This window comes from Collinsella phocaeensis (assembly GCF_900119895.1).
Taxonomy (GTDB): Bacteria; Actinomycetota; Coriobacteriia; order Coriobacteriales; family Coriobacteriaceae; genus Collinsella; species Collinsella phocaeensis.
The window spans coordinates 380841-397928 of the sequence record NZ_FQLR01000004.1 but is presented as its reverse complement, the minus strand read 5'-3'; the positions used below and the strand labels follow the sequence as shown (position 1 = coordinate 397928).

Below are 17088 nucleotides of genomic sequence, written 5' to 3'. Positions count from 1 at the left end.
CCCAGTAAAAACCCCGACGTTACGTCGGGGTCAAGCGAACACAAACCCTCCACCGGCACACCGCGACGCGCCGCGAGAAGCGTGCCCTCGTGCCAAGAGGGACGTACCCTTTCGGCACGGTGGGGCCCGTGGACCAAGGGGCTCACCCTCCGATGCGGCGAGCTGCCCTCGGCGCGCCGTTCGACCTAGGGCCCGCCGCGCGCCGCCGCAGCCGCCTCCGCCCGCCGCGCAGCCGACACACGCTTGCGTCCAGCTGCTAGAATGAAACGTTAGTCAAGTTATACGCTTTCCCGCGTGAAAGGAATGGCATGGATCGCACCAAGATCGCCCAGCTCTACGCCGACGCCGAGGCCCTCGGTGGCAGCACCGTCACCGTCGCCGGATGGGTCAAGTCCGTCCGCGACATGAAGAACTTCGGCTTCGTCACCCTGAACGACGGTAGCTGCTTCAAGGACCTGCAGGTCGTCATGAACCGCGAGGCGCTCGAGAACTACGACGAGATCGCCCACCAGAACGTCTCCGCCGCGCTGGTCTGCACCGGCGAGCTCAAGCTCACCCCGGACGCTCCCCAGCCCTTCGAGCTCGCTGCGACCCAGATCGTGGTCGAGGGCGCCTCCGCCCCGGACTACCCGCTGCAGAAGAAGCGCGCCACCGTCGAGTTCCTGCGTACCCAGCAGCACCTGCGCCCGCGCACCAACCTCTTCCGCGCCGTCTTCCGCATCCGCTCCGTGGCCGCCGCCTCCATCCACCGCTTCTTCCAGGACCGCGGCTTCGTCTACGTGCACACCCCCATCATCACCGCGAGCGACTGCGAGGGCGCCGGCGAGATGTTCCACGTCACCACGATCGACCCGGCCAACCCGCCGCTGGACGAGCACGGCAACGTGGACTTCAGCCAGGACTTCTTCGGCACCGCCGCCTCGCTCACCGTGTCCGGCCAGCTCAACGCCGAGAACTTCGCCATGGCCTTCGGCGACGTCTACACCTTCGGCCCCACCTTCCGTGCCGAGAACTCCAACACCACGCGCCATGCCGCCGAGTTCTGGATGATCGAGCCCGAGATCGCCTTCGCCGACCTCGCCGACGACATGGACCTCGCCGAGGACATGCTCAAATACGTCATCCGCGACGTCATGGACCGCTGCCCCGACGAGCTCGCCATGCTCAACAAGTTCGTGGACAAGGGCCTCATCGAGCGCCTCACGCATGTAGCGAACTCCGACTTCGCACGCGTCACCTACACCGAAGCCGTGAAGATCCTCGAGGACGCCGTCGCCACCGGCCACCAGTTCGAGTACCCCGTGAGCTGGGGCATCGACCTGCAGACCGAGCACGAGCGCTTCCTCACCGAGGAGCACTTCAAGTGCCCCACGTTCGTGACCGACTACCCGGTCGAGATCAAGGCCTTCTACATGCGCCTGAACGACGACGGCAAAACCGTCGCCGCGGCCGACTGCCTGGTCCCCGGCATCGGCGAGATCATCGGCGGCTCCCAGCGCGAGGAGCGCCTCGACGTGCTCGAGCGCCGCATCGCCGAGCTGGGCATGGACCCCGAGCAGTACAAGTACTACCTCGACCTGCGCCGCTACGGCACCTGCAAGCACGCGGGCTTCGGCCTGGGCTTCGAGCGCCTGGTCATGTACCTCACGGGCGTCGGCAACATCCGCGACGTCCTGCCGCACCCCCGCACCGTGGGCAGCTGCGACTTCTAAACCTCAAAAAGGGGACAGGCACCTTTTTGAGGCGCCGCGAGGGATATACGCCAGACGGGCGCGACCGCACGAAGCGGCCGCGCCCGTTTTCGTATCCAGCTCGCTCTTGAGGCGGATCCTTGCGAAACTCGGGGGACGATTTGCCCGCATGCAGATCCATATGCAAAAAATATGCAGTACAGTCGGGAATATGGCTGTGTTAACCCTTTTTGGAGGTGCTTCTGTCCGCGCGGGGCGCGAGGATGGACCCGCAGGTAGAAGTCCTTGACAGGAGGGGGTGCGGCCATGAGGGGCGGGCTCGACGCGCTGATCGGGGAGGTCCTCGCGCTCAAACCGGCCGAGAGGGCCGAGCTTTTATACAAAGTCGAGGTCAGGGAGGCCGAGGGCGCGTTCCTGCGCGAGCGCTCGCGCCTCGGCGGCCCCCGGCGCTGCCCGCGCCGCGGGTGCGAGCGGATCGCCCGCCGCGGCCAGGCAGCGCTGGCTGCGCCGCGGCTGCGCGCGCAGCTTCACGCTCGACACGGGCGGGGTGCTCTCGCGCTCCCACCTGCCCGCGGAGGCCTGGGCGGCCTTCGCGAGGTGCTTCTGCGCCCGCCTCACGCTGCGCGAGTGCGCCGAGGAGTGCGGGGTCAGCCCCAAGACCGCGTGGTTCATGCGCGTGAGGGCGTGCGAGGCGCTCAGGGGGGAGGTCACCGTGTTCACGACCGGCCCCGAGGACGCCGTCGAGGCCGACGAGGCGTTCCCGCCCGAGAGCTTCTCCGGGAACCATTCGCGCAACCCCGGCTTCGAGCCCTGGAGGGCGCCGCGCCGCCGCGGGGGCGGCGCCCGCGAGCGCGACACGCTGCTCACGGTGGTCGGGTCGGACGGGAGCGCCGACGTGCTGGTATCCTCGTCCGCGACCGTCGCCGCCGACGCGCGCGGCCGGCTGGCGCGGCTCGCGCACCGCGGGACGAGGGTGGCGTGCGAGATGTCCTCGAGCCTCGGCACGGCGGCGGGGGCGCTCGGTCTCGAGGTGGCGCGCTCCTACTCCGGCGAACACGCCCTCAACGCCCTGAACGCGGTGCACTCCGCGCTCAAGCACTTCATCGCGAGGTTCCGGGGCGTCGCGTCGAGGCGCATGCAGAGGTACATGTGGTGGTTCTGCCGGCAGGCGAGCTACCGCGGGGCCGGCGGCAGCCGCGCGGCGACGTCGGCGCTGCTCTCCATCCTCGCCGTCGGCAGGTACCGGACGACGCGGCGCGCGCTGTTCCGCGAGGAGTACGCCGTCGAGGCGAGGGTCGCCGTCAGGGTGGCCAGGACCTCCAAAAAGGGTTAACACAGCCGGGAATATGCATCGAATATTCCCGTATTCCCGTGCCCCTCAACAGTTGTGGCACGAAATGCCATCGAGTCGGTACCAACGAACCCGGCAAGCTGGTCGATGACGACCGTGAGGGAACTCGATGCGCAATCTTGCAGTGGCCGGACACTGCCATTCGTCAAGATACCGTTACAGATGTCTCTGAACATACCTCTATTATAGAGATCAACAGCCGACGCAGCCGCGCATATACGCACCGAATACCGACTCGAGTGCATTTTGTGCCAGATCCGGACCCCCCACGGACCCCCACCTCAATTGAAGGACAGTCCCTAAATTGAGGTCCTGAATCGGAAGCTGTGGGCCGATCCGGCCGAGCGCTAGAACGCCAGCTTCACCAGCGCATAGTGACCGCCGTCGGGAGCGTCGAGCGCCACGAGCACCTCCTGCGCTCCGTCTTCTGCGGCCTCGAGCGGATACACGTGCGGCGCGACGGCATCGCCAAGCTTCGCCGCGGCGACGTACTGAACGTCGATCCCGCGCGGCTCGGGCTGCGGGGGCAGCTCCCAGACGCTTCCCTCCGGCGCCGGCGCGAGCGCGCGCAGCGCGTCGAGCGCCATGCCCACGTACTGGGCGTTGTTCACATGGTGGTTCGTGTCGATGTGGCTGCCCGTCACCGTGACCGCATCGGCGACGACGGGCTCGGCATCGCGGGGGACGCGCAGGCGGCGCTGCACGGCAGGCATATCGAGCGCGGGCTCGAACTGGTCTCCCTCCAAGTAGCAGGCGAGGTCATCGTGCACGAGGCGACGCGGGCGCCCCGCGTCCACATCGAAGAGGAACCAGGCGGAATCCGCCTCCACCAAAGGCGCGGACCCCTCGGGGGCGTCGGCCGCCTCCATGACGAAGTTCCTGTTGGACATCAGCCCCTTGAAGCCCGTGGGCCACGTCCCGATGCGGATGGACTCGCCCATGCTCGGCAGCCGGTGGATGCGGATCTTCCACGCCGCGATCATCCAGGCGGCTCGGCGCTCGACGGACGCCGCGATCCCCGCGCCCACGTCCTCAGCGTGAAATGCGCTGCAATCCTGCAGGTAGTTGATGAGGGAGAGCGGACTCAAGGCGCCGCTTTCGTCGATTTCGCTATATCTGACCCGGCTGGTGAGCACGTACATGGAAGATCCTTTCGTGTGGTTGGGCCATCGAGGGCCCAAGCCGCATTCTACCCCCATGGGGCGCATCCAACCCCTCGCAGGCGCGCAGCGCAGCCCGGCACCGCCTGAACGACAATGCGCGAGAAGAGATTCACGGAGACCTCGCGCGCGCACGACCCTCGCCAGCCGCACGCGTCGACCTCCCTTGCCCGCCCCGCCGACGCTGCCACGTTAACACGTCTGTAACGAATTGAGCATACGATGCGGGGGCGCTAGTATGTCCCTTACATGCTTTCCTATAGTAAAGTGACCATTCAGAAGGCACCATTTCCCGATAGAAACGGAGCTGATCGCCGTGAAGAGCATCTCTCGCAGAAACCTCATCGTCACCGCCGGCCTCTTCGCCGCCGGCGCCCTGGCAGGCTGCGGATCCGACAAGCCCGCAGCGAGCACCGGCAGCTCCGCCGGATCCAAGGGCGGCAACTACAAGATCGGCGTGCTGCAGCTCACCGAGCACGGCGCGCTCGACCAGACCAATAAGGGCTTCGTTGACGCCCTCAACGACTCCGGCATCTCCTGCAGCGTCGATCAGCAGAACGCGCAGAACGACCAGTCGGCCTGCCAGACGATCGCGAGCAAGTTCGTGAACGACGGCGTGGACCTCGTCTTCGCCATCGCCACGCCCGCCGCCCAGGCCATGGCCGGCGCCACCTCGGACATCCCCATCGTGGGATCCGCCATCACCGACTACGCCGAGAGCGGCCTCGTTGCAGACAACGACGCCCCGGGCGGCAACGTCACCGGCAGCTCCGACCTCACCCCCGTCGCCGACCAGATCGACCTCATGCTCAAGCTTCTGCCCGACACCGAGTCCGTCGGCATCCTGTTCTGCTCCGCCGAGTCCAACTCCGAGGTCCAGGTCAAGCTCGCCGAGGAGACGCTCGACGCCGCCGGCGTGGCGCACGAGCGCTACTCCGTCTCGTCCTCCAACGAGATCCAGCAGGTAGTCCAGTCCATGGTGGGCAAGGTGGACGCCATCTACGCGCCGACCGACAACACCATCGCCGCCGGCATGGCGGCCGTCTCGGACATCGCCAACGAGAACGGCCTGCCCACCATCGTGGGATGCGATACCATGGTCGAAGACGGCGGCCTGGCGTCCTACAGCATCAACTACCACGACCTCGGCTACAAAGCGGGCGAGATGGCGGTGAAGATCCTCTCCGAGGGAGCCGACCCGGCAGACATGCCCATCGAGTACCTGTCGAGCGAGGAGTGCCAGCTCATCGTGAACCAGGCCACCGCCGACGCGCTCGGCGTCAACGTTTCCATCCTCGACGGTGGCCAGACCGTCTAGCGCGGCCTGAAACGCCGACCTTCGTCGGACGCCCCTCGAGGGCACCCGACGGCCAGCACGCCGTGCGCCCTGCGGCCGCCATCGCGCCGCCACGGCCCTCGCACGGCTTCCACCGCATACGCCCCGCGCCCCGCGCGCACGTTAGGAGACCCGCCATGGATCGCACCCTTTGCTCCCGTCGCTCGTTCACCAAGGGCATCGCCGGCGCCGGCGTGCTCGCCGCAGCCGCCGGCCTCGGCCTCGCCGGCTGCGGAAACGCCGGCGCCCCCGCCGGCAGCGGCGCCGCCACGGACGGCGGCGCCTACAAGATCGGCGTCCTGCAGCTCACCGAGCACCCGGCGCTCGACGCGGCCAACAGGGGCTTCGTCGCAGCCGTCGAGGCAGCCGGCATCGGCGCGCAGGTCGACCAGCAGAACGCGCAGAACGACCAGTCCGCCTGCCAGACGATCGCGAGCAAGTTCGTGAACGACGGCGTGGACCTCGTGCTCGCCATCGGCACGCCCGCGGCGCAGGCCATGGCGGGCGCCACCTCGGACATCCCCGTCGTGGGAACCGCGATCACCGACTTCGCCGCGTCCGAGCTGGTCGCGGACAACGACGCCCCCGGCGGCAACGTCACCGGAACCTCCGACATGAATCCCGTCGCCGCGCAGATCGACCTGCTGCAGCGCCTGCTACCCGACGCCGAGACGGTAGGCCTGCTCTACTGCACCGCTGAGGCAAACTCCAAGATCCAGATCGACATGGCCGCCGCCGAGCTGGAGAAGCTCGGGCTTGCGGGCGTCAAGTACACCGTGTCCAGCTCCAACGAGGTCCAGCAGGTCGCCGAGTCCATGGTGGGCAAGGTGGACGCCATCTACACGCCCACCGACAACACGATCGCCTCGGCCATGTCCACCATCGCCATGATCGCCAACGAAGCCAAGATCCCCACCGTGTGCGGCGAGGTCGCCCACGTGGAGGCCGGCGGCCTGGCGAGCATTTCCATCAACTACGAGGAGCTCGGGCGCCGCGCGGGCGAGATGGCGGTGAAGATCCTCTCCGAGGGCGCCGACCCCGCCGAGATGCCCATCGAGACCATGTCCGCCGATGAATGCGACCTGGTGTACAACCAGAAGACCGCCGACGAGATCGGCGTGGACGTGACCGCGCTTGCCGACGAGGGCGGCACGGACGTGAGCGCGTAGCGGCAGGCACGCGCCCCGCCCGTCGCGGCGCCCGACGCCCCGCGCCCTGGCCCGCTTCCTCGCGGCTCCGGGGCGCGGGCATCCTTCCGTGCCCGACACCCGCGCCCCGCGCCCTTCCGTTTCGGACGCGTTACGGAACGCCCGGCGTTGCTGCGGGTCACCGCGCGCATGGTAGACTTTCACGAGGTATATTCCATCGTCGCAGCGATGAACCCCGACGGGTCCGCCCGCCGGGGTTCATTTGGCTCGCGGCCCCGCGATAGAAGGAGGGAATGCATGACAGGTGCGCTCCTCGGCGCCGCCTCCCAGGGCATCCTCTGGGGCATCATGGTCCTCGGCGTCTTCATCACCTACAAGCTGCTCGACATCGCCGACCTCACGGTCGACGGCAGCTTCGCGCTCGGCGGAAGCGTGTGCGCGGTCCTCGTCGTCTCCGGCGTCGACCCGCTCGTCGCCGTCATCGCCGCCATGCTCGCCGGCATGCTCGCCGGCGCCGTCACCGGCTTTTTGCACACCGTGCTCGAGATCCCCGCGATCCTCGCCGGAATCCTCACGCAGATCAGCCTGTGGTCCATCAATCTACGCATCATGGGCAAATCCAACACGCCCCTGCTGCAGAGCGAGACGATCTTCTCCCGCATGACGGAGATGACCGGCCTGTCCAACAACGCCGGCTCGATCATCGTGGGCCTCATCGCCGCGGTGGCCATCATCGCCGCGCTCTACTGGTTCTTCGGCACCGAGATCGGCAGCGCCCTGCGCGCCACCGGCAACAACGAGGACATGATCCGCGCGCTCGGCGTGTCCACCGCCAAGACCAAGATGATCGCCCTCATGCTGTCCAACGCCCTTGTGGGCCTCTCCGGCGGCCTCATCTGCCAGAGCCAGAAGTACGCCGACATCGGCATGGGCACGGGCGCCATCGTGATCGGCCTCGCCGCCATCGTGATCGGCGAGGTGCTCGGCCGCCTCACCCCCGGCAAGCTCACCGGCTTCAAGAGCCGCCTGGTCTCCGCCGTGGCCGGCTCCATCGTCTACTTCCTCATCCGCGCCATCGTGCTGCAGATGGGCATGGACGCCAACGACATGAAGCTCCTGTCCGCCCTGATCGTCGCGCTCGCGCTCTGCGTGCCCGTGGTGTGGGAGAAGTTCAAGCTGCGCTCCAGCTACACGAAGGGCGGTGAGGCAGATGCTTAAGCTGTCCCATGTGAAGAAGACCTTCAACCGCGGCACCGTCACCGAGAAGCGCGCGCTCACGGGCGTCGACCTCACGCTGGCCGACGGCGACTTCGTCACCGTGATCGGCGGCAACGGCGCGGGCAAGTCCACCCTGCTCAACATGATCGCCGGCGTGTACCCGCTGGATTCCGGCACCATCGAGCTCGACGGCGTCGACATCTCGCGCCTCTCGGAGCCCAAGCGCGCCCAGTACCTGGGCCGCGTGTTCCAGGACCCCATGCGCGGCACCGCCGCCGACATGCAGATCGACGAGAACCTCGCGCTCGCGCGCCGTCGCGGCAAGCACCGCGGCCTGGCTTGGGGCATCACCAAGCAGGAGAAGGACGAGTATCCCGAGCTGCTGGCGACCCTGGGCCTGGGCCTCGAGAACCGCATGACGGCGAAGGTCGGCCTGCTCTCCGGCGGTCAGCGCCAGGCGCTCACCCTGCTTATGGCGACGCTCACCGACCCCAAGCTGCTGCTGCTCGACGAGCACACCGCCGCGCTCGACCCCAAGACGGCCGCGAAGGTGCTCGACCTCACTGAGCGCATCGTCTCCGAGCGCCGCCTCACCACGCTCATGGTCACGCACAACATGAACGACGCCATCCGCCTGGGCAACCGCCTCATCATGATGAGCGACGGCAACGTGATCTACGACGTTTCGGGCGACGAGAAGAAGAGCCTCACCGTGCCCGACCTGCTCCGCAAGTTCGAGGAGGTCTCCGGCGGCGAGCTCGCCAACGACCGCATGCTGCTGAGCTAGCCGTTCACCGCCGCACAGCAGGAGACGCATGCCATACGCGCACGCTGCATGCGAGCGCACCCGACGCGGGGCCCGACATGCTGCCGGGCCCCGCGTTCGTTTCACCGCAAGGCGGAACCCGTTTCCGAATCTCGCCGCAAGGTGAACCCGGTCTTCAAGTATTTTGACAAGTTGGCGCAGTGCGGCCCGGCGCATATGCGCTGATTGAACGCACGCAGCCAGGCGGACCGGGCGGAGCGAAGCGACAGCAAGGCCATCGCCGCGCATGGGGCCCAAAAGAGTCGGACCATGCGTGAAATCCGGCGAAGAAGGCCTTCGGACCCACCGATTCCGCGGCCCCCGAGCGCCCGGGAATCGCGCTCGCTTACTATCTACCGCGTTTTTCGTACAACTTCTGAAAAGCCCCGAGTATCCCGTTATTCCGCACCCTTACTACCAGCGGTTTTACCGACGGAGCACGAGGGTGTACTAGGCGAATCCGCTTCCGGTACGAAAAACGTTATGGATACGACGCTGACGCCCATGTCCGCGGGCGAAAACCGCGTCGGCGCCCTGCAATTGCCGCGTCGGGAAGCACGCAAACGCCGCAGCCGCCGGCGGACATGCCGAGCGCGCCGGCCCTGAAGGCCGGCGCGCTCCCTGCGTGTCGCTTTTCTCTAATAAGGCGCCCAGCGCGTTAGCGGTAGGAGCAAGACAGGTATGATGGGGCGACACCTACGGGTTTACCGGATTCGAAAGGCCTGCCACATGCCCGAGCTTTTCCAGCCACTCTTCGATCTCCTCGCCATGCCGGCCATCAAGACCGCGCTGTGGGGCGTCCTCATCGTGATCGTCACCGCCGTCGCCTCGCGCATCGCGGCGCGCACCCTGCGCAAACTGCTCGAGCGTGACAGCAACCCGCTGCCCAGCTCCAGCATCCTGGTCAACATCGCACGCGGGGTCATCTGGGCGCTGGGGGCGAGCGTGCTGCTCGATGCCTGCTTCGGAATCAACGCCAACGCGCTCGTCGCCGCCCTTGGCGTCGGCGGTATCGCCGTCTCCCTCGGTTTCCAGGACACGCTCTCCAACCTCATCGGAGGGCTGCAGGTTACCTTCATGGGCATCGTCAAGCCCGGCGACAACATCGAGGTCGGGTCCGAGACCGGTGTGGTGCAGGACGTCACGTGGCGTCACACCACGATCCGCGACGCGCTCGGCCAGACCGTGATCATCCCCAACTCGATCATCTCCAAGACGGCGCTCGTGCACCTGCTTCCCGCCAACCGCGTGGCCGTTCCCTTCGCCGTGCCGCGCCTGGGCGACGACGGCGGTGCGCGCACCGAGCACATGGACGCCCTTGCCGAGCAGCTTGCCCGCCTTGCAGGGGATGCGGCGGGCGGCGTCTCCCCCGTCATCGACGGGCCGCGCGTCCTGTTCTCCGAGATCTCGGAACTCGGCATCAAGGGAAAGATCATCCTTCAGGTCGAGGATGCGACGAAGACGGGCCTGGCGGCCGACGCCGTGGTCCGTTCCATCGCGGCGCTGGTGTAAGCGCAGCCGGAGGAGCTCAATCTCAAAAAGGGGACAGGCACCAAATTGAGCGCGCATGCTCCCACGGCATACCCACCAAACGAAAACGGCCTTCGGCCACGGAGTGCAGATGCACAACGTGGCCGAAGGCCGCTCTCGATAGAACCGGGGCCCGCCTCAAATAAGTGCCTGTCCCTAATTTGAGGTGGAGGACCGCGCTCTAGCGCCAGGCGCGCTCCGCAGCATCCACCAGGTTCTCGGCAAAATCATGCTTGTACAGGTGATCCCGCATGATCTGCGTCCAGCCAGCCTCGTTCACCATGCCCTCGTCGAGGCACACGCCGATCCGCTGCTGCACGTCGTCGCGCTTGAACACGTAGCAGCTCTCGTCGGCAGGCTCATCGCTCTCCGTCAGCGTGACCTGGACCTCATTGAGCGTCGGCATCGTGCAGAAGATGGCGGCCACGTTGTAGGCCAGCGCGATATCCACGGACTCGCCCTCGTACGTGTCCGGCACCTCGCGATACGCAAACGACAGGACGTCCACGCCGCGCGTCACATCGAGGTCGCTCAGCCATTGGCTCATCGGCAGGGCCCTCAGCACGCGCTCCACCGCGGCAGCATCGGCCGGATCCGTGTTCACCAGCTCTTTCACGTCGCCGGACCGCGCGTTCACCACCGCGGTAAGGAGGTCGTCCGCCGGATCGCCATCGATGCGCACGATGCCGTCGGACCCGATGGTCACCTCATTGTCACCGTCCGTCACCGTAATTCCCTGCTGCGGGTCGATCGTCACCTCGTTGCCCTTGCCGTCTTCGACTTCCACGCGGCCCTCGTCGATATCAACGTCCGCACCGCTCATCGACGTGAAGCCGATCATACCGGCCCCAAACAGCAGCGCCGGCACAAGCAGAATCGCCGCAACGACAGCCGCGACGATAATCCATGTGCGGCGCTTCTTGCCAGCATCTTGCGCAGGCTGCGCAACGGGTCCAGGCAACGGGTTTTCCGCACCTTCAGGCGGCACAGGAGCGCCGGATGCGGCACCCGCGGCGGAAGCGGCGGCGATCGCGGGCGCCGCGGCCGTGGCATCCTGTGGCTCCGGAGCGGAGACTCCCGACGCCTCCAGCCGTGCAGTCTCGGCGGCGGATTCGGAAGCCAAGCTCTCGCCGGTAGGCTTCCCAGCGGGCGCCGCGACAGCCGGCTGCGCCCCACTGGCATCCACCCCAGACCCCGTGTCCTTGCCCGCAGGCGAAAGCTCGGAGGCGTTTTCCTCGGCATCCTCGCCCGCCAGCACGTCGTCGATGCTCGTCATGCTCTTCTTGGTGCGAGCAAGGGCGTCACCGGGCTCGACACCCTCGGCGATGAGGTCCTCGTACCGAGCCACCAGGTTTCCGTAGATCTCTTCTTTGAGCTCGATCATATCGGCCGTGAGCAGCTTGCCCTCGAACAGGTGCTCCACGTACATCCGAATCTCGTTCATCGTTCTCCTCCATCCTGCTGCAACAGGCAATCAATGATGTCGCGCACCCGCACCCAGCGTTCGGTCGCCTCGACAAGCTCCGTCGACCCGGCAGGTGTCATGTGGTAGTACTTTCGTCGCGCGCCCTGGGTCTCGTCGCCCCAATAGCTCTCGACGAACCCCTGCTTCTCGAGCCGTTTGAGGCTCGTGTACAGCGAGGGCTCCTTCATCTCGTATTCCCCCCGACTCGCCGTGGCAACAGCCTTGAGAATCTCGTACCCGTAGCTGTCTTTCGAGGAAAGCGTGCAAAGAATGATCGCATCGATGTTGCCGCGGATAAGGTCGCTCACCGCGTCCTTCGTGGCCATATGTCACCTCCTGAATCGCTCTTCCCTGGTACCCACAATCTAACATAAGTACTATGTGTGTTGAGGTACTTCTTTTGTAATAGATAGACGGTATACATACAGACTCAAACGGTATGTACGTATCGCACGGTACGCAAAGCAATACCGAAGATTCGGAACACATCGGGCACCATAACACCAAAACGCCACCCTCGCGCGAAACCCGAACAGCAGCCTCGATCCTCAGGCGCTCTTCAACTGGCGCACTTCTATATGCGTATTTCGGGCACGCCGCCTAACAAAAAACCCGGTCCCGCATGACGCGGAACCGGGTTGAACCCGTCTATGAAACGTGGAGCTACTCAGCGAGGAAGTCGCGCTGAACGGCAGGGTCGACCTTGACACCAGGGCCCATGGTGGAAGAGATGGAAACGCTCTTCACGTACTTGCCCTTGGCGGAAGACGGCTTCACGCGCAGGATCTCGGTGTACAGGGCGGCGTAGTTCTCGACGAGCTGCTGCTCGGAGAAGGACTTCTTGCCCAGGGGCACGTGGCAGATGCCGTAACGGTCGGCACGGTACTCCACGCGGCCGGCCTTGAGCTCACCGACCATCTTGGCGACGTCCATGGTGACAGTGCCGAGCTTGGGGTTCGGCATGAGGCCACGGGGGCCGAGGATCTTACCGATGCGGCCGACCTTCGCCATCATGTTGGGGGTGGCGATGGCGGCGTCGAAGTTGATCTCGCCCTTCTGGATGTCGGCGATCAGCTCGTCGGAGCCAACGACGTCGGCACCGGCCTCGCGGGCCTCGTCGGCCTTGGCGCCCTCGGCGAACACGGCGACGCGAACGGTCTTGCCGGTGCCGTGGGGCAGGGAGATGGAGCCGCGGATGTTCTGATCGGCCTTACGGGTGTCGATGCCCAGACGGAAGTGAGCCTCGACGGTCTCGTCGAACTTGGCGGTGTCGAGAGACTTCACCAGCTTGGCGGCAGCCAGCGGGGTGTACAGCTGATCGCTGTTCACGAGCTCGGCGGCAGCGCGGAACTTCTTGCCATGCTTAGCCATGTTAATACCTCCTGTGGTCATACGGGCGTGCGCCCTCCCACATCGATGCGTGCCCTATTGCACGCGTAAAGCAGGCGCCGGATGACGCCTGCTGATTACACACTTGCGCTACTCGGCGATGGTGACGCCCATGGAGCGGGCGGTGCCGGCAACGATCTTCTTGGCGGCCTCGATGTCGTTGGCATTGAGGTCCGGCATCTTGATCTCGGCGATCTTGGTGAGCTGCTCGTCGGTGAGCTGGCCGACCTTGTCGCGCTGGGGAACGGCGGAGCCGCCCTTGAGCTTGAGCTCCTTCTTGATGAGGTGAGCCGCAGGCGGGGTCTTGCAGATGAAGGTGAAGGTGCGGTCCTCGTAGACGGAGATCTCGACGGGGATGATGTCGCCCATCTTGTCCTGCGTGGCGGCGTTGAAGGCCTGGCAGAACTGCATGATGTTGACCTGGGCGGCGCCCAGGGCGGGACCGACCGGAGGAGCCGGGTTGGCCTGGCCGGCCGGGATCTGGAGCTTAATGACGGTGGCAATCTTCTTCTCAGCCATGGTCATTCCTTCCTGAACACAAACGTGCGAATACGTATCTATCGTCAGCGCGAACCCGCTAGAAGCACACCCGCCGGTGAGCGGTCGGCAGGAGAAACGCGAACGCGCGAACGGACAACCTTAGGAGATCACCGTGATCTGGTCGAAGGAGAGCTCAACCGGGGTCTCACGACCGAAGATGACGAGCGTGACCTTGACCTTGCCGGCCTCCGCATTGACCTCGGACACCTTGCCATCGAAGTCCGAAAGCGGACCGGAGATGACCTTGACGGTGGTACCGACCTCGATGTCCACGGACGTATGCTTGGATGCGGTGCCCTTGTCGGACTTGCGCATCATCTTGTTGTACTCGTCGCGGGACAGCGGCGCGGGCTTGCCGTTGCCGCCGAGGAAGCCGGTGACACCCGGGGTGTTGCGGACGCAGGTCCACGCGTCGTCGTCCATCTCCATGCGGACGAGGACGTAACCCGGAAAGATCTTCGAGTCCTTGGTCTCGCGCTTGCCGCCCTCTTTGATCTCGGTGACGCGCTCGGTCGGAATCTCGATAGAGAAGATGCGATCCTGCATCCCCATGGTCTCGATACGATGCTCGAGGTCAACCTTGACCTTGTTCTCGTATCCGGAATAGGTGTGAACGACATACCAACGCTTGGACATTGCTTACCCCCTCAGACCAGCGAAGAGCATAAGACCCTCGCCGATGACGAGATCGAGCACGGCGATCGCGATGCCGACGACGACGAGCGACACGCACACGGCCACGGAGTAGTTGACGAGCTCCTTCTTGGTGGGCCAGGTGACGCGCTTCATCTCGGAACGAATCGAAGCCAGGTAGTTCTTGGCGCGAGCGATGAGGCCGGGCTTCTTGTTCTTCTCGGCCTTCTTCTTCTCCGCCTTCTTGGCAGCCTTGGCGTCCGCCTTGGCGGGCGCGGCCTTCTTGGCGGCGTCCTTGGAGGCCTCTGCCTGAGCAGACGAAGCAGGAGCAGCGGACTGCGTACTCTTCTTCTTGGTCTTCTTGTTGGCCATGAACGCTTCCCTTCGGCCTTGTGGCTATAACATTAGAAACCGTAAGCCCCACAAGGAGGCTTACGGATTAAAGACTGGCACGCCAGGAAGGACTCGAACCCTCAACACTCGGTTTTGGAGACCGATGCTCTACCAATTGAACTACTGGCGTGTATGCTTAGAGACTAGCGAGTCTCCTTGTGCACGGTGTGCTGACGGCACCAAGGGCAATACTTCTTGATCTCCATGCGATCCGGCATGGTCGCCTTGTTCTTGGTCGTCGTGTAGTTGCGACGCTTGCACTCGGTGCAAGCAAGAGTAACCATAGTGCGCATGTGTGAATTAACCTCCATTGACCGTCCCATACGGGCACGGTGGTAAACATTAGCATCGGACATGGGTCTCTGTCAATGCTCAGTTCCGAGGAGTTATCCGAAATACTTCGGCTTCACAATCTATACGCATCTCTCAGAGACAAAACGACCCGGCTCCCGATGGGAGCCGGGTCAAAAGGATCATTCAGACCCGAGTCAGCTTAAAGCTACTCGATGATGGTGCTGACGATGCCCGAGCCGACGGTGTGGCCACCCTCGCGGATAGCGAAGCGCAGGCCCTCCTCCATGGCGATCGGGTGGATGAGGTCGCCCTCGATGGTGATGTGGTCACCAGGCATGGCCATCTCGGTGCCCTCGGGGAGCTTGACGGAACCGGTCACGTCAGTGGTACGGAAGTAGAACTGCGGACGATAGCCATCGAAGAACGGGGTATGACGGCCGCCCTCCTCCTTGGTGAGAACGTAGATCTCGCCGGTGAACTTGGTGTGCGGGGTAACGGAACCCGGCTTGCAGAGAACCTGGCCGCGCTCGATGTCCTCGCGCTTGATGCCGCGGAGCAGGATGCCGACGTTGTCACCAGCCTCGCAGAAGTCCATGGACTTACGGAACATCTCGATACCGGTGGCGACGGAGGAGTTGGTCTCCTTGATGCCGACGATCTCGACCGGGTCGTTGAGGCGGAGCTCGCCGCGCTCGACACGACCGGTAGCGACGGTACCACGGCCGGAGATGGTCATAACGTCCTCGACAGCCATCAGGAACGGCTTCTCGTTATCGCGCTCCGGGGTGGGGATGTACTCGTCAACGGCGTTCATGAGCTCGCGGATGGCGTCCATCCACTTCTCCTCGCCGTTGAGGGCGCCGAGGGCGGAGCCGCGGATGACGGGGATGTCGTCTCCGGGGAAATCGTACTCGGAGAGGAGCTCACGGGTCTCCATCTCGACGAGGTCGATAAGCTCGTCGTCGTCGACCATGTCGCACTTGTTCAGGAACACGACGATGTAGGGAACGCCGACCTGACGAGCGAGCAGGATGTGCTCACGGGTCTGGGCCATCGGGCCGTCGGTGGCAGCGATAACCATGATGGCGCCGTCCATCTGAGCAGCACCGGAGATCATGTTCTTGACGTAGTCAGCGTGGCCGGGGCAGTCGACGTGAGCGTAGTGACGCGTGGCGGTCTCGTACTCGACGTGGGAGACGGAGATGGTAATGCCGCGCTCGCGCTCCTCGGGAGCCTTGTCGATGTTCTCGAAGGCGGTGAAGTCGGCCTTGCAGCCCTCGGTCTCAGAGAGAACCTTGGTGATGGCAGCCGTCAGCGTGGTCTTGCCGTGGTCAACGTGACCGATGGTGCCGATGTTAACATGCGGCTTAGTGCGCTCAAACTTTTCCTTGGCCATGAAGCCCTCCTCCTTTAGCTGTCCCCGGTTGGGACAAAGCCTACGTAAACCTAAGTGGCTTCCCTAAATATATTCTAGGAAAGCCACCGTGTTACCTTTGGTAGCGGTGACTGGATTCGAACCAGTGACGCCACGGGTATGAACCGTGTGCTCTAACCAGCTGAGCTACACCGCCGTAAATGGAGCCTGCAACCAGACTTGAACTGGTGACCTCTTCGTTACCAACGAAGTGCTCTACCGACTGAGCTATACAGGCACTTGAACTGGTGGGAGCTATAGGATTCGAACCTATGTAGGCATAGCCAACGGGTTTACAGCCCGTCCCCATTAACCACTCGGGCAAACTCCCACGTGTCAAGCCTCGCTACTGAGCTTTGGAAACCTCAGCTCCTCAGCGAGCGAAGCTATATTATTCCGACGCAATATGCCGTGTCAACAAGTATCCTCTAATACACGCGTCCGGGCGTATCCATGATTACATTTACCCCAGCATATGCTTTATTTTGCTGCAGTTTTCGTCGTGTTCGGCATGCGACTCTGCCATATCGTCCACACATCACACCCCTCCTAGTCTCTTTGGAAGATAGGACGAGGCCCGAGCGCCAGGCAGCAAAACGCCCGGCTCCGCGGGGTAACCGGGCGCTCGCGGTCTATGGAGCCAGCGACTGTATCGCCGCTCGCTCGATCCGCTGCGGGCCTCACGGCCCTTGCGCGCTGCGCTGGCAAACGGCTCCGCCGT

16 protein-coding genes and 4 tRNA genes are annotated in these 17088 nt (G+C 64.7%); 7 read left to right on the top strand and 13 right to left on the bottom strand.

Features of this window, described 5'->3' with window-relative positions; genetic code table 11:
* Positions 1-308: 308 nt before the first annotated feature.
* Both asnS and BQ7355_RS03845 read left to right on the top strand, forming a co-directional pair.
* Positions 309-1712 (top strand): asparagine--tRNA ligase, encoded by a 1404-nt coding sequence (gene asnS, locus BQ7355_RS03850; RefSeq protein WP_072415010.1) that lies wholly within the window; start codon positions 309-311, stop codon positions 1710-1712.
* A gap of 526 nt (positions 1713-2238) precedes the next feature.
* Positions 2239-3024, top strand: coding sequence for an IS1595 family transposase (locus BQ7355_RS03845; protein ID WP_072415009.1), 786 nt, complete (start codon positions 2239-2241; stop codon positions 3022-3024).
* Between the two features lie 365 nt (positions 3025-3389).
* Here BQ7355_RS03845 and BQ7355_RS03840 read toward each other — a convergent pair whose 3' ends face one another.
* Positions 3390-4184 (bottom strand): acyl-[acyl-carrier-protein] thioesterase, encoded by a 795-nt coding sequence (locus BQ7355_RS03840; protein WP_072415008.1) that lies wholly within the window; start codon positions 4182-4184, stop codon positions 3390-3392.
* A gap of 334 nt (positions 4185-4518) precedes the next feature.
* Between BQ7355_RS03840 and BQ7355_RS03835 the strand changes: the two genes are divergently transcribed.
* From BQ7355_RS03835 to BQ7355_RS03815, 5 genes are all read left to right on the top strand, one after another.
* Positions 4519-5520 (top strand): ABC transporter substrate binding protein, encoded by a 1002-nt coding sequence (locus BQ7355_RS03835; protein ID WP_072415007.1) that lies wholly within the window; start codon positions 4519-4521, stop codon positions 5518-5520.
* Between the two features lie 155 nt (positions 5521-5675).
* Positions 5676-6707 carry an ABC transporter substrate-binding protein gene (locus BQ7355_RS03830; RefSeq protein ID WP_072415006.1) on the top strand — a complete coding sequence of 344 codons (1032 nt, stop codon included), beginning with the start codon at positions 5676-5678 and terminating at the stop codon, positions 6705-6707.
* A 276-nt stretch (positions 6708-6983) separates the two neighbouring features.
* Complete coding sequence (locus BQ7355_RS03825; protein WP_072415005.1) at positions 6984-7904, top strand: ABC transporter permease; 921 nt, start codon at positions 6984-6986, stop codon at positions 7902-7904.
* Positions 7897-8691, top strand: a complete 795-nt coding sequence (locus BQ7355_RS03820; protein WP_072415004.1) for an ABC transporter ATP-binding protein — start codon at positions 7897-7899, stop codon at positions 8689-8691. The genes BQ7355_RS03825 and BQ7355_RS03820 overlap by 8 nt, the downstream gene beginning before the upstream one ends.
* Positions 8692-9438: 747 nt before the next feature.
* The gene (locus tag BQ7355_RS03815) at positions 9439-10221 is read left to right on the top strand and encodes a mechanosensitive ion channel family protein (RefSeq protein ID WP_072415003.1); all 783 of its coding nucleotides are present in this window, start codon (positions 9439-9441) and stop codon (positions 10219-10221) included.
* A 199-nt stretch (positions 10222-10420) separates the two neighbouring features.
* Here the strand turns inward: BQ7355_RS03815 and BQ7355_RS03810 are convergent, their stop codons facing one another.
* The 12 genes from BQ7355_RS03810 to BQ7355_RS03755 form a co-directional block, all read right to left on the bottom strand.
* On the bottom strand, positions 10421-11683 hold the full coding sequence (locus BQ7355_RS03810; RefSeq protein WP_072415002.1) for a hypothetical protein: 1263 nt from the start codon (positions 11681-11683) through the stop codon (positions 10421-10423).
* A complete protein-coding gene (locus BQ7355_RS03805; RefSeq protein WP_072415001.1) occupies positions 11680-12030 on the bottom strand; it encodes a PadR family transcriptional regulator in 351 nt (116 codons plus the stop codon). Before BQ7355_RS03805 ends, BQ7355_RS03810 begins: the two co-directional genes overlap by 4 nt.
* A gap of 337 nt (positions 12031-12367) precedes the next feature.
* Positions 12368-13075, bottom strand: coding sequence for a 50S ribosomal protein L1 (gene rplA / locus BQ7355_RS03800; protein ID WP_072415000.1), 708 nt, complete (start codon positions 13073-13075; stop codon positions 12368-12370).
* 108 nt (positions 13076-13183) lie between these two features.
* On the bottom strand, positions 13184-13612 hold the full coding sequence (gene rplK, locus BQ7355_RS03795) for a 50S ribosomal protein L11 (RefSeq protein WP_072414999.1): 429 nt from the start codon (positions 13610-13612) through the stop codon (positions 13184-13186).
* Between the two features lie 120 nt (positions 13613-13732).
* Positions 13733-14269, bottom strand: a complete 537-nt coding sequence (nusG, locus tag BQ7355_RS03790; RefSeq protein ID WP_072414998.1) for a transcription termination/antitermination protein NusG — start codon at positions 14267-14269, stop codon at positions 13733-13735.
* A gap of 3 nt (positions 14270-14272) precedes the next feature.
* Positions 14273-14638: a preprotein translocase subunit SecE gene (secE, locus tag BQ7355_RS03785; protein ID WP_072414997.1), complete on the bottom strand. Its 366-nt coding sequence runs from the start codon at positions 14636-14638 to the stop codon at positions 14273-14275.
* A 75-nt stretch (positions 14639-14713) separates the two neighbouring features.
* Positions 14714-14789: transfer RNA gene (locus BQ7355_RS03780), tRNA-Trp, on the bottom strand.
* A gap of 13 nt (positions 14790-14802) precedes the next feature.
* Positions 14803-14952, bottom strand: coding sequence for a 50S ribosomal protein L33 (gene rpmG / locus BQ7355_RS03775; protein ID WP_072414996.1), 150 nt, complete (start codon positions 14950-14952; stop codon positions 14803-14805).
* A 206-nt stretch (positions 14953-15158) separates the two neighbouring features.
* Complete coding sequence (gene tuf, locus BQ7355_RS03770) at positions 15159-16349, bottom strand: elongation factor Tu (protein WP_072414995.1); 1191 nt, start codon at positions 16347-16349, stop codon at positions 15159-15161.
* A gap of 98 nt (positions 16350-16447) precedes the next feature.
* Positions 16448-16524 (bottom strand) — tRNA-Met (locus BQ7355_RS03765).
* A 5-nt stretch (positions 16525-16529) separates the two neighbouring features.
* Positions 16530-16605: transfer RNA gene (locus BQ7355_RS03760), tRNA-Thr, on the bottom strand.
* Between the two features lie 8 nt (positions 16606-16613).
* Positions 16614-16698 (bottom strand) — tRNA-Tyr (locus tag BQ7355_RS03755).
* Between the last annotated feature and the right edge of the window lie 390 nt (positions 16699-17088).